At 66.4% G+C, this 21868-nt stretch carries 15 protein-coding genes and 1 pseudogene; 7 read left to right on the forward strand and 9 right to left on the reverse strand.

What is annotated here, in order from left to right:
- Positions 1–34: 34 nt before the first annotated feature.
- From AC3A6M_RS01400 to AC3A6M_RS01430, 7 genes are all read right to left on the reverse strand, one after another.
- Entirely contained in the window at positions 35–340 is a 306-nt protein-coding gene (locus AC3A6M_RS01400; protein WP_487850965.1) for a hypothetical protein, read from the reverse strand.
- A 16-nt stretch (positions 341–356) separates the two neighbouring features.
- A complete protein-coding gene (locus AC3A6M_RS01405; RefSeq protein ID WP_487850966.1) occupies positions 357–1274 on the reverse strand; it encodes a hypothetical protein in 918 nt (305 codons plus the stop codon).
- A gap of 9 nt (positions 1275–1283) precedes the next feature.
- The gene (locus AC3A6M_RS01410; RefSeq protein ID WP_487850967.1) at positions 1284–5048 is read right to left on the reverse strand and encodes a tubulin-like doman-containing protein; all 3765 of its coding nucleotides are present in this window, start codon (positions 5046–5048) and stop codon (positions 1284–1286) included.
- Positions 5049–5065: 17 nt separating this feature from the next.
- The gene (locus AC3A6M_RS01415; RefSeq protein WP_487850968.1) at positions 5066–5518 is read right to left on the reverse strand and encodes a hypothetical protein; all 453 of its coding nucleotides are present in this window, start codon (positions 5516–5518) and stop codon (positions 5066–5068) included.
- A gap of 32 nt (positions 5519–5550) precedes the next feature.
- Positions 5551–7056, reverse strand: coding sequence for a hypothetical protein (locus AC3A6M_RS01420; RefSeq protein ID WP_487850969.1), 1506 nt, complete (start codon positions 7054–7056; stop codon positions 5551–5553).
- A complete protein-coding gene (locus tag AC3A6M_RS01425) occupies positions 7053–8579 on the reverse strand; it encodes a hypothetical protein (RefSeq protein ID WP_487850970.1) in 1527 nt (508 codons plus the stop codon). Before AC3A6M_RS01425 ends, AC3A6M_RS01420 begins: the two co-directional genes overlap by 4 nt.
- 138 nt (positions 8580–8717) lie before the next feature.
- Complete coding sequence (locus AC3A6M_RS01430) at positions 8718–9245, reverse strand: DUF3828 domain-containing protein (RefSeq protein WP_487850971.1); 528 nt, start codon at positions 9243–9245, stop codon at positions 8718–8720.
- 134 nt (positions 9246–9379) lie between these two features.
- On the opposite strand from AC3A6M_RS01430, the gene AC3A6M_RS01435 reads away from it, so the two are divergent.
- Both AC3A6M_RS01435 and AC3A6M_RS01440 read left to right on the forward strand, forming a co-directional pair.
- A complete protein-coding gene (locus tag AC3A6M_RS01435) occupies positions 9380–10465 on the forward strand; it encodes a M29 family metallopeptidase (protein ID WP_487850972.1) in 1086 nt (361 codons plus the stop codon).
- Between the two features lie 33 nt (positions 10466–10498).
- Entirely contained in the window at positions 10499–11338 is an 840-nt protein-coding gene (locus AC3A6M_RS01440; RefSeq protein WP_487850973.1) for a phytanoyl-CoA dioxygenase family protein, read from the forward strand.
- 314 nt (positions 11339–11652) lie between these two features.
- Here AC3A6M_RS01440 and AC3A6M_RS01445 read toward each other — a convergent pair.
- Positions 11653–13194: pseudogene (locus tag AC3A6M_RS01445) on the reverse strand (sulfatase-like hydrolase/transferase); the annotation flags it as partial.
- Between the two features lie 172 nt (positions 13195–13366).
- Positions 13367–14566 carry a GGDEF domain-containing protein gene (locus AC3A6M_RS01450; protein ID WP_487850974.1) on the reverse strand — a complete coding sequence of 400 codons (1200 nt, stop codon included), beginning with the start codon at positions 14564–14566 and terminating at the stop codon, positions 13367–13369.
- A gap of 191 nt (positions 14567–14757) precedes the next feature.
- On the opposite strand from AC3A6M_RS01450, the gene lplT reads away from it, so the two are divergent.
- The 5 genes from lplT to AC3A6M_RS01475 all read left to right on the forward strand — a co-directional run bounded on the left by lplT (position 14758) and on the right by AC3A6M_RS01475 (position 21865).
- On the forward strand, positions 14758–15984 hold the full coding sequence (lplT, locus tag AC3A6M_RS01455; protein WP_487850975.1) for a lysophospholipid transporter LplT: 1227 nt from the start codon (positions 14758–14760) through the stop codon (positions 15982–15984).
- 76 nt (positions 15985–16060) lie between these two features.
- Positions 16061–16240, forward strand: coding sequence for a hypothetical protein (locus AC3A6M_RS01460; protein WP_487850976.1), 180 nt, complete (start codon positions 16061–16063; stop codon positions 16238–16240).
- Positions 16241–16434: 194 nt separating this feature from the next.
- Positions 16435–18801, forward strand: a complete 2367-nt coding sequence (locus AC3A6M_RS01465) for a M1 family metallopeptidase (RefSeq protein ID WP_487850977.1) — start codon at positions 16435–16437, stop codon at positions 18799–18801.
- 152 nt (positions 18802–18953) lie between these two features.
- Positions 18954–21368 (forward strand): M1 family metallopeptidase, encoded by a 2415-nt coding sequence (locus AC3A6M_RS01470; protein ID WP_487850978.1) that lies wholly within the window; start codon positions 18954–18956, stop codon positions 21366–21368.
- Positions 21365–21865, forward strand: coding sequence for a DUF6702 family protein (locus AC3A6M_RS01475; protein ID WP_487850979.1), 501 nt, complete (start codon positions 21365–21367; stop codon positions 21863–21865). Before AC3A6M_RS01470 ends, AC3A6M_RS01475 begins: the two co-directional genes overlap by 4 nt.
- Positions 21866–21868: the final 3 nt, after the last annotated feature.

The raw sequence follows: 21868 nt of genomic DNA on the forward strand, positions 1-21868 counted from the left end.
CGCGGGAACGACGGTTTCTGGGGGAACGACGGTTTCAGCGAGCCGCTTTTTCCTGCAGCTTTTCCCCCGCCTTCTCGACCTTCTTCCCCACCTCCGCCGTCGCCCGGTCCAGGTTGCGGCTGGCATCGGCGGTCGCGTCCTTCACCTTCTCGCGCGCCCGCTCGGCCGCGGCATCCGCCTTGACGACCTGCTCCTGCACCGCGCTGGTGACCTTCGCGCCGGCCTCGTCGACCGCCTTGCCGGCGCGCTGGGCCGGTCCGACCCCGTCGCCGGGCGACGAATCGCAGCCGGCCAGCACGGCGGCCGCCAGCAGCACAACTGACATCGAAACGTGTTTCATCGCCTTACCTCCTCTCTTATTCCGAAGGCGCCGCCAGCGGATGGGAGCGGCGCGCCTCGTCCTCGCGGCGCGCATCCTCGATCCGGGCCTTGAGTGCGCGCGTCCTGTCGTCCTCGCCCCAGCGCCGGATGAAGGCATTCAGGCGGGTGCGCGCCTTCTCCCAGCCGGCGGACGCCAGCGCCGACTCGGCCGCGGCGCTGGTCTCTTCCCAGGCAGCGGCGCGCTGGCGCCGCCGCGTGCAGATCGCCGCTTCGTCGTTGAGGCCCTGCTGCAGGCGCTGCAACTGCTCCGGCGTGGCGCTCGACTTGCGCAGGGCGATCAGCTCGGCCTGCGCCTCGCTGCCCTTGCACTGGTGCGCCAGCGCGATCGCGGCGTCGATGCGGCGGTCGATCTTCCTGGCCGACGGCTTGGCCATCAGCCACACGCCCCACAGCACGGCCAGCGCCAGCACCCACCAGCGCAGCCGGATCGGCTTGCGCTGGGGCGGACGCGCGTCCAGCGGCGGGCGCGGCACTTCCTGCGGCGGCGGCGCTGCCGGCCCCGCGGGTGGAACGCCCTTGCCGGCGTGCCCGAACTCGGCCGCGCTCGGGGTGGGCGCCGGTCCTTGCGGGACCCCGGACGAAGGAGCGGCCGCTTCGGCGCGCTGCGCATCGGCCGGCTGCGCGGCACGCGGCGCGGCGGCGGCCGGCGCTTCCGCCTGCGATGGCGCATCCGACCAGCCGGACAGCGCGGCCGCGGCGCTCTCACCCGCCGCGGCCGCCGTGGCGGCGTCGGAGCCCCCCGGCGCGGCGGCATTGGCAGCAGCCGGCGACGGCGCGCGCACGCCCGCGCGCCCCTGCGCCGTCCCGCACCACGGACAGAAGTTCACGGGGCGCGGCGCGGGACGGCCACAGGCTTCGTTGATGCAGCGGTAGATGATTGCTTCGTCGGCCACGGCGCTCCCTTATTCCGGATCGGGAATCCCGTCGTCGGGATCCGGGATCGCGGCATCGAAGTTCGCCGCCAGTTCCGGGATCTCGGCGACTGTCTTCCACTTGTCCTGGCGCGGATTCCACTGCATGTTCCAGATGCGCGTGCCGTGGTCGATCTCGCCGCGCGCCAGCAGCTGCGCGACCTCCTCCAGCGCATACGGACCGCGCTGGGCGCCGTTCACGAACAGCTTGTAGCGCGGCGCCATCGGGGTGGCCCCCACCACGAAAGCAGACGGCCCGAGTCCGGCCGCCTGCACGCCTTCCGCCGCCGGCATTGCCGGCATCGACGGGCTGACGATGGTGGCGCCCGGGGTGGCGGCGGAGGCGTAGGGCGCGGACAGGCCGGCTGCCGGCGCCGACGCTCCCGCCGCGCGCCGCTCCAGCGCCTGCAGCGCGCGCGCCTCGCTGGCCAGGAACTCGGGCCGGATCACCCGCTTGTCGCTCGGGCGCTCGACTTCCCACTGGTAGGCGTCGCTGGCCGAATCCGGCACCGGCTCGGACCACAGGTCGAGCTGGGCCAGCGCCGCCTCGACCTGGGCCGGCGACAGCCCGGGATGCAGGGTCGCGGCGCGCCGCATCCACTGGTCGTACAGGCGCCGCGCCGTGATGGTGGGCAGCGAGGGTGACGGCAGCTGGGCGCCGGTCTCGTCGACTTCGAGCCTGGGTTCGTAGACGCGCAGCTGGTAATAGCGCATCAGCGATGCCAGCAGCGCCAGCCGGTAAGGTCCCATCGTGCCGAGGCGCTGGCGCACCGCCGCGATCACCTGTTCGCGGTAGTAGGGCGGCAGGCCGTTCGAGCGGACCGCATACTCGTTGCCGATCTGGAGCCATTCGCCGGAACCCGGCTCGACCTCGAACAGGTACTGGCCGCGCGGCTGGAAGGCCGCTTCGCGGTCGCCCGCATCCTGCTTGCGGCGGATCACGCCCAGCGCGACCGCCTGCAGGAACCACTCGTAGTCGTCGGCCAGGCGGTTCAGCTCGTCCATCGAGGGCGAGATCGGGTGGCGGAAGCGGGTCGAATCGAAGTGCAGGTGGGTCGGGATCTTCGGGTTCTCGATCTGGTAGGAGGCGCGCCAGGTGGGCAGGCCGCGCAGCACCGTCATCGGGTAGCCGGACAGCTCGATATAGCACACCGCCCTGCCGGCCACGCCGGTGTTGACGATCGCGACCGCGTCGCCGTGGAACAGGCCTGCAGGCACCGCGGCGCGGATCTCGGGTTCCAGCTTGCGCCACGCCGCCGGATCGCCGACGCCGATGAAGCACTTGAACTGGTCGGCGCTGGGCGTGAACTCGGCCGAGAAGCGCGCGTTAATCCAGGGCATGGCGCTGCGGATCCACTCGCCGAACACGCGGTGGCGCTCCTGCGGCGACATCGCGCCCAGGCGTTCCAGCAATGGGTCAACGGCCTGGGCCGGCTCCGCGCCCTGCGCCTGCATGGCGGTGAGCTGGGTCTGCGCGCGGCGGAACAGCTTCAATAGCAGCTCGGCCCGCAGGCGCTCGTCGCCGAGCTGCGGGAACAGCCTGGCCGAGCCGCCGAATTCCAGCAGCACTTCCTCGGCCCAGCCGCTGACGTCGCTGGTGAGGCGGACCGGTTCCGGCAGCGCGTCGCTGGCCAGCTTGATGTAGGTGGCGTGCTCGTGCCGGGCATCGTCGCGCAGCTGGCCGATGCGCTGGTCGCAGGCCGCCAGCATGGCCGCCACGTTGCGCCGCCCTTCCTGGAATTCGCCGGCGATGCCGCTCCACTGGGCCTGGCCCTGTTCGTCGGTGCCCTGCGGATTGCCGAGCCAGGCCGACATGCTGTTCATGACGTCGATCGCCTGGCCCGACGCAACAGCTAATAAGTGGAACCGCAGGTAGTCGGCGATGTCGCGTTTCAGGTGGTTCATCACCTCGCGCGCCTGGGCGTCCTTGCCGAACAGGCGGCCGGCGGCCTGCGACAGGTTGTTCAGCGATTCCTCGACCTGGCGGGTGCGCAGGGCGTCGCGGATGTCGCGGTAACGCTTGCCATTGCGCTGGGCATTGGCGAGGTCGCGCTGGCCAAGGCGTGCCTTGACCTGTTCGAGCAGCGACAGCACGAATTCCAGGCCGCCCTGCTTGCGGTCGTCGAGCAGCATGTACAGGCGGCCGCGCACGTTCAGGCGCAGGTTGGCCAGCAGCTCTCCGGTGTGGCGCTTGATCCGGTCCTCGCTGGTCTCGGCGGTGGCGCCAGCTTCGCGGATGGCGTCGCGCTCCAGGTTGGGCAGCAGCTCGACCACCTTCTCGCGCCACAACTTGAGGTCGTAGGAGGCCATGATGCGGTCGATCTCGACCTGCACCTTGCTCTCGACCCGCTCCAGCAGCGAGCGCTGGTCCTTGTCCATCAGGAGCGTGTCGGTGAGTGCGTATTCCTGGAACGGGGTGACGTCCACCGTGCCCTTGCGGAAGTCGGGGAATTCGGAGAAGGGATGCTCCCCCATGCCCATCTGTTCGCGCATGAAGCTGTCGCGCTCGGCGTCGGTGGCGCGGCGCGCGGCCGTGCCGTCGGTCGATGCGAGTCCGAAGAAGGCCTTCACCATCTGCGCCGCCAGTTCATAGGCGCGGATGTCGTCGCGCAGGCTTTGCTGGGTATCGAGCACGGCGTTGCCGAAGGCCGAATACACCTTCGAGTAGGACAGGCGCATGTCGCCGAAGCGCTGCTCCGGCACGCGCGGATTGTAGGGCCCGAGCTTGTGCTGCTGCTGGTTGACCGCCACCGAGCGCTTGCGGTTGGCGAAATCGGCCGAGGCGAAGTCCTCGAACAGGGTGTCGGCCACCATCTGGTAGACGTCCTTCACGTCCTGGGTCGCCTTGTTGGCCAGGTTGGCGGTGTCGACGAAATACACGTCGTCGAACGGCGCGCCGCGCCCGACCACGCTGTCCGGGTCCATCCACTGCACGCGCGCGTTCATGTCGCGCATGGTGGTCTCCAGCTCCATCAGGGTCGCGTAGGCGTTGGCCTCGGTACGCTCCTTGTTGGCCTTGGCATAGCCCGATGGCATGAACATCACCAGGTCGACCTGGCTGTCCGACACTTCCTGGCGCGCGATGGCCTTGGCGATCCAGCCCAGGTCGATGGCGCTGCCGGCCCCGGTGCCGCCGGCGTTCGAGGCGATCACGACGATGCGGAACTTGGACGTATCGACCTGCAGGCCGAGGCGCTGGTAATTCTCCTTGCGCTCGATGCCTGCGTTCGAACTCAGGAAGTTCAGCGCGCCCTTGATGCGGCCGCGCAGCTTGGGGTACTTGTCGAACAAATACAGCCGCGCCAGCGCGCGGATCTGGCCGGCGCCCTTCGACGGGTCGATGCCGAGCGAACGCAGCTTCTTGGGGCGCAGCGGCATCCATTGTTCTATCAAGGGAAACCGCGCCAGGCTGTCGTCGGACTCGTGGTACTGCGGCAGGTCGAGCGGCTCGACCAGGCGCTCCTCGTCGGTCAGCTTGACCAGCTCGAACCAGGGGTCGGTGCGCTGCGACTTGCCTTCGTCGATGATGGCCTGGTTGTCGAGGTCGAAGTGCAGGAAGCGCGCCACCGGGAAGTCGGCGATCGACTCGACCCGGGTCGGATGCTGGCGGTTCCAGACCGCCGACAGGATGCGGCGGCGGATCCGCATCATGACTTCCATGCCGGTGCCGCCGGCGCCGATGAACAGCGTCGGACGCAGGTCTACCTTGAGCTCGGTCTTCTGGCCGAGGGCCGATGGGTCGGGAAAATCTGCCATGTCATGCTCCCTTTGCTTTAGCGGCGGCCAATGAACAGCGCCGCGATCAGGCCCACCACGCCGATCACGACCAGCGGCCCGGTGATCGCCAGGGTCAGGTACTTGCTGGCGTTGATGATCGCCAGCACCGCCGCGAAGGACAGGAAGGCCAGGCCCACGAACATCAGCCAGCCCGCGCTGCCGGCCGAGGACGGCGCCACCCGCCTGACCACCAGGTGGTGCACGTAGGCGTTCCGCACGAAGAAGTAAATCACCAGCAGCACCACGAACACCGCGCCGCCGATCGCCAGGTCGCGCGCCGAAGTGTCGCGCAGCGGCGCCGCGCTGGTGTTGGTGGCGCCGCCCGGCGCGATCTCGACCGGCTGGGTGGCGGTGTCGGGCGCGGTCTTCGGCAGCGCGCCCGGGGGCGTGGCCTGCTGGGTCTGGTCCGGCAGCCTGAAGCCGGGGTCGGTAGGTTTCTGGTTCTGCATGGGGTCCTCTCGGGTATTTTTTATTTGGTATTTCACGGCTCCAGCCTGACCTGGGCGCCTTCGCGCAGGTCGATCAGCCGGTGGCCGAACAGCGTCGTCTTCAGGCTGGCCACCTGCTTGCCCGCCTTGTCGTAGATCGGTTGGGTGGCGCCGGCGCGCGTGTGCATGGTGCGCAGTTCGTCCTCCACGGTCAGCCGCACGCGGCGCGGGCGGCCGTAGGCCCAGGCCGCGCCGCCCAGCGCGGCCAGCACCGCCAGCGCGCCGCCGATCAGCGCCAGCAGCGGCCCGGAGCCGTAGTGCACCCTCACTTCGAGCGGCAGCACCGCGGTCGAGGCCTGGATCTCGGCGGGTGGCGTGAAGATCTCGGGCAGCGGATCGCCGGGGAACAGCGCCGCCATCCGTTCGCGGAAAGCCTGCGACAGCACCAGGCGCTGGCCGGCCAGGTGCAGCTCGATCCGCCCCGGCAGCACATAGGCCGAACCGGCGGATTTCAGCGCCTCCATCGACCATTTGCCGGGCAGCTTCGCCACCGGCAGCTGCAGGGTCGAGGCCAGCGGTTCCGTCTTGCCCGGCGCCAGCTGCCGCACTTCGCGGCGCGCCAGTTCGATCGGGCGGCTTTCGCCGGCCAGCATCGAGCGCGCGCTGATCGACGCATCGCCGATGGTGTACGGGTAGATCGTGTTCTCCAGCTGCCACTGGATGCGGGTGCTGGGCGCGGTCGCGCCGGGTTCGACGTCGGCGCGCAGGCGGCCGCCGGCGTCCATCGCCAGCGACACGCCGGGCGCGCCCTCGACGCGGCGCGGCACCAGGCGCACGATGTCGCGGTCCAGCGGCTTCAGGCGCGCCGGCGGCTCGGTGATCACGCGCTGCACGCGGCCGGAAGCCAGCAGGGCGTCGAGCGCCCGCGTGCCTTCCTTGCCGGCCGCGAACACGTACACCATCAGGCCGTTCGCGCTGTAGTGCACGCCCTTGACCGGCATGCGCAGCGGGAACGCGAGGGCCTTGTCGATCGCGGCGCCGCGGTGGATCAGGGTGTAGAACTCGCGGTTGCGCGCGGCGGTGGCCTGGTCGTTGTTGGGACTGTTGCGGTTGTTCGTCACCAGCCACACCAGGCCCGGCTTGCCGCCAAGGACCTGGTTGAGGGCGGCGTCGACGGCTTCGCCGAGGTCCGTGTCGGCCAGCGCCTGGCCACCCGGCTTGCGCGCCATCTGCAGGCCGGCCAGCGCGGCCTGCACGTGGCCATGCACGGTGTTCGCATCGACCTGCTCGGACAGCAGCCCGCGCGGCGACGGCGCCCCGGGCAGCGACTGGTTGAAGGCGGCCAGCACCAGCGCATCGCCAGGCTGCACGACGCTGGACACGAGTTCCGTCACCAGCGGCTTGAAGGGTGAGCCGGGATCGCTGTAGAAGGGCTCCATCCAGCCGGAGTTCTGCACCAGCACCACCTGCGGGATCGCGAAGGCGGGTGCGGCGATGAAGAGCAGGCCGGCCGCCAGCATCGCCAAGCGGGTCGCAACCGGGGCGAGCGCGCGCCTCACGACAGCTCTTCCAGGTTCCAGCCGCGGATCCGGTTCCAGTCTGGGTGGTGCAGCCACAGGCGGTTGGCGTACACGAAGGGCAGGCACTCGAGCGGACGCGACAGGCGTGCGATCTCGTCGAGGATGACGTTGCGCCGGCCTATCCATTCCACCGTGGTGCGGGCGATCACGCGGTCGGCCAGCGCGTCTTCCGCGCGGCCGGTGTATTTGTGGAAGCGCAGCACCAGCCCGCTGGGCTGGCTGCGGTTGTTGTTGAAGCTGCGCAGCAGCGGCAGCACCAGCGAATCGTCTTCGTGCTGGTCTTCGACATGTTCGCCGGACCAGGGTTCGTCGACCACCGGATGGCCGCGCCGGAACAGCAGGTTGGCGAAGCCCAGGCGCGCGCCGTCGATCGGTTCGCGCTGCGGGTTCGCCACCCCGAGTTCGAGGAAGCAGTAGGACTGGCCGTCGTGCCCGATCAGCCACATGCGGCCGTCGCGGCTCAGGGTCGGGCCGCCGAACTGCAGGCGCGGCAGCCAGGTGTCGGGCCAGGGCAGGAAACGCGGCGCCTCGCCCGGGCGCCACAGCAGCTGGCCTTCGTCGTGCAGCCAGAACAGCTGGCCATCGTAGCCGATCGGCCGGCTCCAGCCGGACAGCGGCAGCGCGCCGCAATCGTAGTGCGGGCCAGGAGCCAGGTCGGCATCCAGCGTGGCCAGCGCCAGCAGCCCGGCATTCCCGCGCACCGGGCAGGCCAGCTGGCGCCGCATCAGGCCCGGCGCGGCGGCCAGGGGCGCGGCCAGCACCGGTTCGAGGCGGTAGGTTTCGTTGATCGGGTTGATCCACAGGCGGTACAGGCCCTGGGCGGTCGGCACCAGGCCGACTTCGCCGCGGCGCGGCGCCTGCGGCGTCCCATCCTGCGCGGGCAGCCAGCCGTAGTCGGACACCCCGAAGCGCAGGTCGGCCGTGCCCTCTTCCGGCACCAGCACGTGCCACAGCGCGCCCAGCGGATCCCAGTACTGCAGCACGCCGCGTCCCGGCGCCAGGGCCAGCAGGCGCTGTTCCGGAAAGCCGAAACCGGCGGCGGCGAACACGCACTGGGCGTTCGGCGGCGGCGGCATCGCCTCGTCGAAGCGGCCGACGGCCGGCGCCGCGGGGCGCTCTTCGAGGCTGTCGCCGAGCGGCAGCGAGGTGACGGGCAGGCCATGCGGCACATGGCGCGGCAGCAGCTGGTCGGCATGCGGTCCCCACCAGTCGGGACGGCGCTGCTGGCGCCCGGCCAGGCGGGCCAAGGGGCGCCCGCATTCGGGGCAGAAAGCGAAACCTTCCGGATAGATGGGCGAATACGCGCGGCCTTCGCCATGGCCGGCGCAAGCCTGCGGCAGCGAGGCGCCGAGCAGGTGGGCGACATCCTCGATGCGGCCGCGTGCATGGGCGCTCCAGTCGATCCGGCCCAGCCCTTCGCTGGCGGCCAGTTCGAATTGTCCGCGCTCGTCTTCCAGCCAGACGCTGGCCGGAGTTTCCCATCGGTACGCCCGATCTCCCATATCCCTCCGCCGTTGGATCGCCAAAAAAATGCCACGACCCGCACCATCATGGGGCCGTTATGCTTTTGGAATCATAGCGCCACCATGGGGGGCACGGCGCGCCGTTCACGAAAGGAGCGCGGGGCGGTCCCGCGGGGATCAAATGACGGGCTGTTCAGCGGAACTTCCGGGCGCATCGACGGAAATGACCCGGCGAATCTTCCAGGCGCCGTTCTCCAGCACCATCGACAGCGCCAGCACCCGGCGCGGGCCGGCGTTGTCATCCCCTTCGCCGCCATCGCCGAGGGCGACGAGGACATCGGCCGTGCCCGCGCGCTGGCGCATGGTGGCGGCGCGCACGCCGCGCTGCCAGGCCGGGCGATAGCTGGAAGACTGGGTGAAGTAATCGCTGCGCGGCGCCCGCCCGCCCTGCAGCCGTTCGACCAGGCGCGCCGCCAGCTCCCTGGACACGTAGCGGGTGAAGGTCTCGTAGCGGTCGCTGAGCGGATCCTGGTCGGCGCCCAGGGTCTCCAGGTACCAGCGGTAGAACTCGACCGCGACGGCGTCCGGCGCGCGCCCGGCAGCCCTGGCCTCGAGCGCCCGCGCCGGCGCCGCGGCGGCCAGCACCAGCGCGAGCAGCAGCCCGAACAGTTTGAAGACAGGAAATTTTTCTTTTAGAATCAACATGATAAGCCCCCTACAGGCAGACTGTGCAGCAAAGCCGGGCGGGCGGCCGTGAGCTGCCGCAAGCGCCGGCCGTGGGCCTCCGGGCGGCCCGGGCGCGGCTATAATGACGGGTTGCTTCCCATCGTTCCGACGCCATGACCGCCACCGCACTTCCGGATACGCAGTTTTCCGCGCAGTTTTCCGCGCAGTTTTCCGATTCGCTGCCCTCCTCCGCCATCGACGCCGCCGCCGCCCACCTGCGCGACGTGCTCGCGATCGCGCTCGGACACGGGCCGGGACGGCGCGCGCTGGTGGTGTTCGACCGGCGCACGGCGCTGTCGCGCGCGCTGCTCGAGGGCTACCGCCGCAACCTGCCAGATGCCGACTTCATCGACTTCGACGCCGTGACGCCGGACGCCGTGCTGGCCGCCTTCAAGACCTATGCGCCGGGCGACCTGGTGGTGCTGGTGCAGTCGACCAACTTCCGCCTCGACGGCTTCCGCCTGCGCGTGGAACTGTTCAAGCTGGGCCTGAAGGTGATCGAGCACGTGCACCTGTCGCGCATGCCGGGCGCGCAGGGCGAGCACTACATCGCATCGCTGGCCTACGACCCGCACTACTTCCGCGGCGTCGGCCACGCGCTGAAGCGCCGCATCGACACGGCAAAGCGCGCCGAGGTGCACGGCGGCGGCGACGTGCTGGTGTTCGACTCGCCCTTCGAACCGGCCAAGCTGAACGTCGGCGACTACAGCGCGATGAACAATGTCGGCGGCCAGTTCCCGATCGGCGAAGTGTTCACCGAAGCCCGCGACCTGGAAGCCGTCAGCGGCCGCGCCCAGGTCCATGTGTTCGGCGACACCTCCTACCTCGTGAACCGTCCGGACGCGCCGGTCACGCTGCTGATCGAGCGCGGGCGCGTGGTGGGCGCCGAGAACGCGACGCCCGAATTCCAGCAGGTGCTGGACATCATCCGCCGCGACGAGGGCGAGGTCTGGGTGCGCGAACTGGGCTTCGGCATGAACCGCGCCTTCTCGCGCGAGCGCCGCGTCGACGACATCGGCACCTACGAGCGCATGTGCGGCATCCACCTGTCGCTGGGCGCCAAGCACGGCGTGTACGCCAAGCCCGGCTTCAAGCGCAAGGATGCGCGCTACCACATCGATGTGTTCGTGGTGACGGATGCGGTCTACCTCGATGACGAGCGGGTGTACGCCGATGGCGCCTGGACCGTGGCGGCGTAGAATAAACGCTCACTTAACGGAGCCTACTTCACCATGCTGACCAAGGAACAGCGCGAACAGTACCAGCGCGACGGCTACATCGTCATCCCGGATTTCAAGGCGCCCGAGGAGATCGCGCGCCTGCGCGTACGCGCCGAAGCCATCGTCGACGCCTTCGACCCGGCGGAATCACGCGCCGTCTTCACCACGCGCGACCAGGAAAACGCCAGCGACGCCTGGTTCCTCGGCTCGGACAACACGGTGCGCTGCTTCTTCGAAGAGGAAGCCTTCGACGAACACGGGCAACTGAAGCAGGCCAAGGCCCTGTCGATCAACAAGATCGGCCACGCCATGCACGACCTCGACCCGGTGTTCGAAGCGTTCACGCGCGATGCGAAGCTGGCGGCGGTGGCGCGCGACCTCGGCCTCGATCAGCCGCAGGTGTGGCAGTCGATGTACATCTTCAAGCAGCCCGGCATCGGCGGCGAGGTGCGCTGGCACCAGGACGCCACCTTCTTCGACTCGACCCCGATCAGCGTCACCACGTTCTGGTTCGCGCTGGAGGATGCGACCGTCGACAACGGCTGCCTGTGGGTCGAACCGGGCGGGCACCGCGGCCCGCTGCGCGAGCGCTTCCTGCGCAACGGCGACAAGATCACGATGGAGAAGCTGGACCCGACGCCCTGGCCGGATGACAGCACGGCGGTGCCGCTGGAAGCGAAGGCCGGCAGCCTGGTGTGCTTCCACGGCCTGCTGCCGCACTACAGCGCGCCGAACCGCTCGAACGTGTCGCGGCATGCGTTCACCCTGCATGCGACGGATGGGCGGACCGCGTATTCGGCGCGGAACTGGATCCAGCGGGATGCCAGCCTGCCGGTGCGCGGATTCGACTGATCTGCCGGCTTCCTGTTGCCGAGCAGTGCTTCCTGAAAGCTGCTCTGCCGCTGCATGATGCCGCCCACCTCGTCGACCAGCCGTGCATCGCGCAGAGGCATCGATTCGTCGAAATCGAAGCGGTCGCTTTTCCAGAGCATGTTCAGTTGACGGTTGTAGCTATAGAAGGCATTGCCATCCCATAGTCCATCGCTGCCGTTGTACCATGCGCCGCCGAAGTGCAGCATGCGCGGGCGAGAAAGCGCCGCAGTCATCGTCCTTCCCTGCGTGTCGATCTGGGCCGACTGCGCACCGTAGAGGCAATGCAGCGTCGGCGAGATGTCCAGGTGGCTCGTCGGCCCGTCGATCTCGACGCGCTTTTTCATGCGCGGATCGTGGATCAGCATCGGGACGTGATAGGAGACTTCGTTGAGCACACTGGTCTTCAGGAATTCCGCTTCCTTCTTCGTCCTCAGTCCGTGATCGGCTGTCACGACGATGACAGTATCCTCGTACATCCCGTTCTGCTTCAGGGCACCGACGACGGCCGCTAGGCTGGCGTCCAGTTGCCGGAGCCGGTCGTGGCCATCCTTGTACAGCGCTTCTTTCGACGCGCCCGGCGCAATCCAGGGGCCATGCGTGATCTGCGGCAGGTAGGCATACACGAAGGGGAGCCCGCTCCTTTCGGCATGGCCAATATGCTCGATCAGCTTCTGGAGGACCTGCTCATCCTTTTCCTTGACGGTGCCATCGGTGTCCGCGCTGACCACCTGGCCCTGCAACTGATGCACCAGCCAGTCGTCGACCTCGTAGCGCTTCGTCACCGGATCGAAGACCTTGAAATCGTATCCCTGTCCGGCCAGCGCACTGAAGAAGCTGCGATAGGGATGTTGCGCGCCGAGCGGCAGCGTCTTCTCCAGGCGGTATGACGGATAGAGGCCCGTGAAGATCGAAAACCGGGCGTAGCTCGTGAAGGGATAGGTCGAAAAATGCTGCCTCGACCGGTAGCCGGATTTCGCCAGATCGTCGAAGGTCCTGGTATCCGCCGCGTCGGCGCTGGCGAATAGTTCATAGGGAACGGTCTCCATGACGAACAGCAGGAAATTACGCTTTCCCGGAGCCGGCGCCGCCTTGCCGCGCGAGGCCGGCGGCTCGCAGACATAGGCCAGGTGCTCCGAGGCGCGCTTCATGTCATCCGGCGAAACTCTTGATGTCTCCTCGGGCAACAGCGCTTCGCTCATCTGTATCGCGGCGGCGGCATGGAACCTGGTCTCCGGGATGCGATCGGTTTCCCAGGCATAGACCGACAGCACATTGGCGACACACGCCACCGCGAACAGAAGGACCGGTGCCGGCGTGAACGAGGAGAACAGCGACGCCATTCTGAAGCGATAGATCGTGCAGATGAGCGCCAAGATCGATCCCAGCTTCAACAGCGCGGACGGTGACATATACTCGAAAACGGTATCCGGACGCTCCTGCACCCAGGTCAGCACGGGTCCGACCTGGTCGGCAGAAAAGAACTTGCCGGTGACTCCCAACGCATTGATGTTGACGAAGGACAGGCCGACGAGGCCCAGGGACAGCAGCAGAACGATGCGCGCAAAGACCTTGGGGGTCAGGACCCTGGCCATGCCCACGAGCACAACAGGAATCAATCCCAGCAGCAGCAGGATATCTGCCGAGTAGAAATGCAGGCGGGACAACCAGCCGATCATGGCTTCGCTCTCACCGACAATCCGGCTGACGATCCGGTACCCGCCTTCGCTCAAGGTGATTTCCTTGATTTTCAAAACGTTGGCAACGGAAAAACCGTAGATCAGGGCGAGTGCAAAGAATTCTCCCCGGCGACCGGTGCTGCTATTTTTGTAATTCATTGAGTGGCTTGATTGCAACTTGATCAACAGATTTTTAGGACTATACTTTGTAAGAACAGTCCTACAAAATAATTGTTGATTTCAAGTGCAAAAAAGCAACGAATAATGCTGCGGAACAAGGTTGCCCAAGGCTTTATCGGCCATCTTGACCGGCACTACCCGCAGGAGCGGCTCAGGCAGCCATCGCCTGCAGCCGCGCCTCCTTCATCCCCACCTCCACCCCATACACGCTGACGCGATTCCGCCCCTGCTGCTTGGCGTGATACATCGCCTCGTCCGCATGCCGCAGCACGTCTTCCCAGCGCAGGTCGTTCTCCCGGGCTGCGGCCACGCCGACGCTGACCGTCATCGGCACCATCAGGCCCTGTTCCAGCAGCGGCGTGGACGCAACCAGTTCGCGCAGGCGCTGCGCGATGCCCTGCACGTCGGCCAGGCTGCCGCCGCCGACCAGCACCGCGAATTCCTCGCCGCCGACGCGGAACAGGGCGTCGTAGCCGCGCAGGACCCGCGCCGACAGCGCGGTCACGTGGCGGATCGCGGTGTCGCCCACGCCGTGGCCGTAGCGGTCGTTGATCGCCTTGAAGTGGTCGATGTCGAAGGTGATGAAGAACAGCGGCATGGCGGTGCGCTGGCGGCGCTCGAATTCGCGCCGGGCGATGTCGTGCAGGGCGCGGCGGTTCAGCCAGCCGGTCAGGGTGTCGGTCAGCGAGGCGCGGCGCAGGGCCAGCTCCTGGTGGTGGGTGACGATCACGGCGCAGCTCATGGTCGCCACCGACAGGAACACCAGCACGAACAGCGAGCCCGAGGTCTGCAGGAACTGGCTGCCCATGAAGGTCAGGCTGCGGTCATCGCTGATCACCAGGTAGAGGGTACGCAGGACCATCTGGGCCATGAACAGCAGCTCAAGCGCCATCAGCGGCAGGTAGGCGGGCTTGTCGCCGTCGTCGGGCTGGCGCCACAGCAGCCAGGCGACGCCCAGGTTGATGCAGGCCACGACCGGCGTGAACATCAGCAGGCGTTGCAGCACCGAACCCTGGGCGAAAGGCAGCGCGTGCGCAGCCAGCACGGCCAATGCGAGCAGCGCCAGCATGTCGTAGCGCGCGCGCAGGCCGAGGTGGCGCCGCATGCCGACCAGGATTCCGGCATGGCCGGCAATATAGAAGGCGTTGGCGATGGCGGGCACCAGCACGCCGACGGGCTGGTACTTCGCGGCAAAAGCGCCGATGATGCTGCTCACCAGGAAACACAGGCCGCTCAGCGCCCAGTCCAGCAGGCAGGACTGGCGCGAACTGGTCCGGTAGATGAGCAGCATGCTGACGGCCATGATGGCGGCCACCAGCGCGGACGCCACGACGAGTGTGAACGGATCCATCCTTGGTCTCGACTACGGAAATTCCAGCAATCAAATAACGATGCCAGAAGCATAATACTATTGTCAATAGGTAAATATAAAGATTGCGCTCACAATGAAATACTTGCATCATCCGCTCCGCATGATCCAAGCGAAACCGAGCGCTATAGTGGCTGTGATATAAGGGCTCTCCAACCATCGAGCCCGATGCCATGAAACCCGCCTTCTTCGCCATCGTTGGGGCCCAGTTCTTTTCCTCGCTGGCCGACAGCGCCTTGTTCATCCTCTGCGTCTCGCTGATCACGACGCTGTCGTTTCCGGAATGGATGACGCCGATGCTGAAGATGGGCTTTGTTCTCTCGTACATCCTGCTGGCGCCCTTCGCCGGCGCCTTCGCCGACATGTTTCCGAAGGGACGGGTGATGCTGGTGACGAACACGATCAAGATGGTCGGCTGCTCGCTGATACTGGCCAAGGCCAATCCCCTGCTCGCCTATGGCATCGTCGGCTTCGGCGCCTCGGCCTACTCGCCGGCCAAGTACGGCATCCTGGCCGAAGTCCTGCCGGCGCGGCGCCTGGTGGCGGCCAACGGCTGGATCGAGGGCACCACCGTGCTCTCGATGATCCTCGGCACCATCCTGGGCGGCCTGATTTCCGCCAACGAGCACATGATCGGGTGGCTGCTGCGGCTCGCGCCCGCGCATGGCGGCATCGCCAATACGCCGGTGCAGGCGGCGGTGTCCGTGATCGTGCTGACCTACCTGTTGGCCGGGGTGCTGAACCTGTGCGTCGTGAACGCCGGCACCCGCTATGCGAAGGCGCGCCGCTCCATCCCTTCCCTGCTGCTCGAGTTCTACCGCTGCAATTCGACCCTGTGGCGCGACCGCGAGGGCCGGGTGTCGCTGGGCGTGACGTCGCTGTTCTGGGGCGCCGGCATGGTGCTGCAGATCCTGTTGCTGGCCTGGGCCCAGTCGGCCCTCGGCCTGGGGCTGGACAAGGCGGCCGCGCTGCAGGGCGTGTTCGCGGCCGGGGTGGTGGTCGGCGCCGCGATCGCCGGCAAGACCGTGCCGCTGGTGCGCTCGATGGCGGTGATGCCGGTCGGGATCGTGCTGGGCGTCGGCCTGTGCGCGATGGTGTTCGTGCACACGGTGCAGGTCGCGCTGCCGCTGCTACTGGGAATCGGCGTGCTGGCCGGGCTGTTCGTGGTGCCGATGAATGCCATCCTGCAGCACCGTGGCCACAGCCTGATGAGCGCCGGACAATCGATCGCGGTGCAGAACTTCAACGAGAACCTGGCCATCCTGGCGATGACGGCCAGCTATGCGATGGCGCTGCAGGTGAAGCTGGAGATGAACACGGTGCTGCTGCTTCTGGGCATCCTGATCGCCATCGCCACGCTCTACCTGCGGGGCGTGGCGAACACGGTGCGGCGTGCATGAGACTTGCTGATAGTTGACAAAAATAAATTAGATTTGCCTATAATTCGTTGGTCAAAACGCAGACACGGAGACATCCATGGTCGCCATCTCGCTGGCCATCCAACTGCTGGGCCTGATCCTTCTCGTGATGGGTTTCCGCAGCACCAACCGCAACATGCTGCTGGGCGCCGCCCTGCTGCTGTGGTTCGGCGCCGGGTCCTTCGACTTCGTGACCGGCTTCATTGGCGGTTTGAACGCCGCCGCGCCAAGCGCCTGAGCGCCCCCTCCCCGGCCGTACGACAGTATCCAAAACGCCACACTCAGGCGTTTTAGTGCTTTGTAACAACGTTGTTACAAATCAAGCGAACCATTGTTTTAGAGGTAAGACTAGAATATTTTCTTCTTTTCAACCTCTATCGCAGGGTAAATATGATACGTTTGCCGATCAGCTTGGCGGCGCTATGCCTCACCATGTCCGCAATCGCAGCCGAACCTTTCGACGACAAGTTCCGCCAGCTCGACGAACTGCTTCCCACCCCGACCACGATCCGCACCGCCTCCGGCGCTCCGGGCCAGGCCTACTGGCAGCAGCGCGCCGACTATTCGATCCGCGCCACGCTGGACGAGGCCAACCGGGCGATCAGCGGCGCCGAGACGATCACGTATCACAACAACTCCCCCGATACCCTGACCTACCTGTGGGTCCAGCTCGACCAGAACATCTACAAGCCGAACTCGGATGCGCGTACCGGCGCCACGATCCGCTCGCGCGACGCGTGGGACAAGCCGCGCGGCCCGGACGACGGCATGAAGTTCGACGCGCTGCAGTCGCTGATGACTGCGCGCAGCTTCGACGGCGGCTTCAACATCAAGTCGGTGAAGGATGCCGGCGGCGCCCCGCTCCACTACGTCATCAACCGCACGATGATGCGCATCGACCTGCCGCAGCCGCTCAAGCCGGGCGCGAAGGTGGCGTTCTCGGTCGAGTGGAGCTACAAGATCAACGAGCAGAAGGTGCTCGGCGGCCGCTCCGGCTACGAGAAGTTCGACGAAGACAAGAATGACCTGTTCGAGATCGCCCAGTGGTTCCCGCGCATGGCCGCCTACTATGACGTGATGGGCTGGCAGCACAAGCAGTTCCTCGGCACCGGCGAATTCACGCTGGAATTCGGCGACTACGACGTGTCCGTCACGGTCCCCGCCGACCACATCGTGGCCTCCACCGGCGAGCTGCAGAACCCGGGCGAGGTCCTGACCGCGACCCAGCGCCAGCGCCTGGAGCAGGCCCGCACCGCGAAGCAGCCGGTCGTGATCGTGACCCAGCGTGAGGCCGAAGCGAAGGAAAAGACCCGCGCCACCACGATGAAGACCTGGCGCTTCAAGGCGAAGAACGTGCGCGACTTCGCATGGGCGTCGAGCCGCAAGTTCATCTGGGATGCGCAAGGCTTCAAGAAGGATGCGACCAATGTGCTGGCGATGTCCTTCTACCCGAAGGAAGGCAACCCGCTGTGGGAAAAGTACTCGACCCAGGCCATCATCCACACCATCGACCAGTACAACAAGTACTCGTTCGACTATCCGTATCCGGTCGCCATTTCGGTGAACGGCCCGGTGGGCGGCATGGAATACCCGATGATCTCGTTTAACGGCCCGCGTCCGACCAAGGACAAGAAGACCGGCGAAATCACCTATTCGAAACGCACCAAGTACGGCCTGATCGGCGTCGTGATCCACGAAGTCGGCCACAACTACTTCCCGATGATCGTCAACTCGGACGAGCGCCAGTGGACCTGGATGGACGAGGGCCTGAACAGCTTCGTGCAGTACCTGGCCGAGCAGGCCTGGGAAGAGAATTACCCACAGTCGCGCGGCGAGCCGCGCGCGATCGTGGACTACATGAAGAGCGCCGGCCAGCAGCCGATCATGACCAATTCCGAGTCGATCTCGGCGCTGGGCCCGAATGCCTACGCCAAGCCGACCGCCGCGCTGAACGTCCTGCGCGAAACGGTGCTGGGCCGCGAGTTGTTCGACTTCGCATTCCGCGAGTACGCGCGCCGCTGGAAGTTCAAGCGTCCGACCCCGTCCGACTTCTTCCGCACCATGGAAGACGCCTCCGGCACGGACCTCGACTGGTTCTGGCGCGGCTGGTTCTACACCACCGACCATGTGGACGTGAGCGTGGACGGCATCAGCGAGTACACCATCGGCACGAAGGATCCGGAAATCGAAAAGGCGTGGAAGAAGGCCCGCCACGACCAGGAGCCGATCTCGATCACCGACCAGCGCAACAAGGGCACCCTGCCGCGCCGCGTCGATGCGCATCCGGAACTGAAGGACTTCTACAACGAGCACGACGACTTCACGGTCACCAACAAGGACCGCAACAAGTACAACGAGGCGATGGAAGGCCTGGAAGACTGGGAAAAGGCGCTGCTCAAGGAAGGCAAGCACCTGTACCTGGTCGACTTCAGCAACAAGGGCGGGCTGGTGACGCCGCTGGTCCTGGAGATCACGCTGGCGAGCGGCAAGAAGTACATCGAGCGCGTGCCCGCCGAAGTATGGCGCTACAACCCGAAGAAGATCACGAAGCTGATCATTACCGACGAGCCGATGACCAGCCTGGTGCAGGACCCGTACTGGGAAACCGCCGACACCGACCAGAGCGACAACGCCTGGCCGCGCAAGGCGGCCCCGTCGCGCCTGGAACTGTTCAAGTCGAAACGCGATGGCGGTGACGACATGATGCGTGACTATAACGAAAAGCTGAAAACCAAGGAGTCGAAAGAGTCCAAGGATGCCAAGCCGGAAGTGAACGCCGCCGAAGGCGCAGCCAAGTAACCCACCCCCGTCGTTCCCGCGAAGGCGGGAATCCAGGTTTGCCAGCGCTGTCGCAACGCATCCAACCTGGGTCCCCGCCTGCGCGGGGACGACGTGACGTCATTCCGGTAGCCGCGCCAGCCAGGTCCGGCTACCGTTTCCACATCAAACACATGAAACGCCTCCCCGCCGCCCTCGCCCTGATCGCCGCCATCGCCGGTTCCGCCCACGCCGCGGAACCGTTCGACGACAAGTTCCGCCAGCTCGACGAACTGCTGCCCACGCCCACCGACACCCGCACCGCATCGGGCGCGCCGGGCCACGCCTACTGGCAGCAGCGCGCCGATTACAGGATCCGTGCGCAGCTGGACGAGGCCGGACGCGCCATCACCGGCAGCGAGACCGTCACCTACCACAACAACTCGCCGGACACGCTCAACTACCTGTGGGTGCAGCTCGACCAGAACATGTTCCGCGCCGACTCCGACAACCGCAACATCTCGAGCTATCCGTCGCGCGAGGCATGGCGCACGGCCGGCCCCGGCGGGCAGACTGGCCTGCAGTACGAGGCGGCCCGCTTCCTGGTCGAGAGCCGCAAGTTCGACGGCGGCTTCAAGGTCGCCAGCGTCACCGGTACGGACGGCAAGCCGCTGCGCTACGTGATCAACAAGACCATGATGCGCATCGACCTCGAGCAGCCGCTCAAGCCGGGTTCGCGCTTCTCGTTCAACATGGCGTGGTCCTTCAACGTGCCGGAGACGAACGTATTGGGCCGCAGGATGGGCTTCGAACGTTTCGACAAGGAAGACAAGAACGACCTGTTCGAGATCGCCCAGTTCTACCCGCGCATGGCCGCCTACTACGACGTCCATGGCTGGCAGAACAAGCAGTACCTGGGCGACGGCGAGTTCACGCTGGAATTCGGCGACTACGACGTCGAGATCACGGTCCCGTCGGACCACATCGTGGCCGCCACCGGCGAACTGCAGAACCCGGGCGAGGTCCTGAGCGCGGCCCAGCGCCAGCGCCTCGAGCAGGCGCGCACGGCGAAGCAGCCGGTCGTCATCGCCAGCCAGGCGGACGCCGAAGCGCGCGAAAAAGGCCGCGCCACCACGATGAAAACCTGGCGCTTCAAGGCGAACAACGTGCGCGACTTCGCCTGGGCCACCAGCCGCAAGTTCATCTGGGATGCGCAAGGCTTCAGGAAGGGCGGGACCGACGTGCTGGCGATGTCCTTCTATCCGAAGGAAGGCAACCCGCTGTGGGAAAAGTATTCGACCCAGGCCATCATCCACACCATCGACCAGTACAACAAGTACTCGTTCGACTATCCCTATCCGGTGGCGATTTCGGTGAACGGCCCGGTGGGCGGCATGGAATACCCGATGATCTCGTTCAATGGCGGCCGCCCGACGAAGGACAAGAAGACCGGCGAGCTGACCTACTCGCGCAGCACCAAGTATGGCCTGATCAGCGTGATCATCCACGAAGTCGGCCACAACTACTTCCCGATGATCGTCAACTCGGACGAGCGCCAGTGGACCTGGATGGACGAGGGCCTGAACTCTTTCATGCAGTTCCTCGCCGAGACCGCGTGGGAAGACAACTACCCGGCCCGCCGCGGCGAAGCGCGCAACATCGTCGACTACATGAAGAGCCGCAACCAGCAGCCGATCATGACCAATTCCGAGTCGATCACCAACCGCGGCAGCAACGCCTACGCCAAGCCGGCCACCGCCCTGAACGTCCTGCGCGAGACGGTGCTGGGCCGCGAACTGTTCGACTTCGCCTTCCGCACCTATGCCGAGCGCTGGAAGTTCAAGCGCCCCACCCCGGCCGACTTCTTCCGCACCATGGAAGACGCCTCCGGCACGGACCTCGACTGGTTCTGGCGCGGCTGGTTCTACACCACCGATGCGGTCGACGTGAGCGTGGACGGCATCAGCGAATACACCATCGGCAGCAAGGATCCGGAAGTCGAGAAGGCCTGGAAGCGCGCCCGCCACGATGCAGAACCGGTCTCGGTCACCGACCAGCGCAACAAGGGCACCCTGCCGCGCCGCGTCGACGCCCATCCGGAACTGAAGGATTTCTACAACAAGCACGACGACTTCACGGTCACCAACAAGGACCGCAACAAGTACAATGAAACCGTGGAAGGCCTGGAGGACTGGGAAAAGGCGCTGCTCAAGGAAGGCAGGCACCTGTACCTGGTCGACTTCAGCAACAAGGGCGGGCTGGTGACGCCGCTGATCCTGGAGATCACGCTGGCGAGCGGCAAGAAGTACATCGAGCGCGTGCCCGCCGAAGTGTGGCGCTACAACCCGAAGAAGATCACGAAGCTGATCATCACCGACGAGCCGATGACCAGCCTGGTGCAGGACCCGTACCGGGAAACCGCCGACGTCGACCAGAGCGACAATGCCTGGCCGCGCAAGCCGGTGCAGTCGCGCCTGGAACTGTTCAAGAGCCAGCACCCGCAGGACGACATGATGAAAGACTACAGTGAAAAACTGAAAACGAAGGACAGCAAGGAAGCCGTGAAGGATGCCGAGCAGTCCATCGAAGCGGGCAGGAAGGTGCAATGAACCTGAAACGCTTCATTGCCCGGTGTGCGGGCGCCGCCGTGCTGGCCGGCGCCTGCGCGCTGGCGCCGGCGCACAACTTCCATGCCGGGATCACCGACATCAGCCACAACGAGCGTACCGGCAGCCTCGAAGTCGTGCACACCTATATGGCGCACGACGTCGAAGCCCTGCTGACCAACCTGTACCAGCGCCAGTTCGACCTGTCCGATCCCGAGGACCAGGCCGTGTTCCGCAAATACGTCGAGAGGCAGTTCTGGCTGGCGGACAAGGACAAGCGCCGCCTGCCGCTGAGCTGGGTCGGCATGACGGCCGACGCCCAGAGCGTCGTCATCTACCAGGAAGCGCCGCAGACCCCGGCCGCGAAGGTCGAGATCATCCACGACGCAGTCATGACCGACTTCATGCCCGACCAGCTGAATACCGTGAACCTGACGGTGGCCGGCAGCGTGCGCACCTTCGGCTTCAGCAGCAGTCATTCCGAGTTTAGGGTTCATTAATCG

This window comes from Telluria sp. Soil_C_11 (assembly GCF_057657395.1).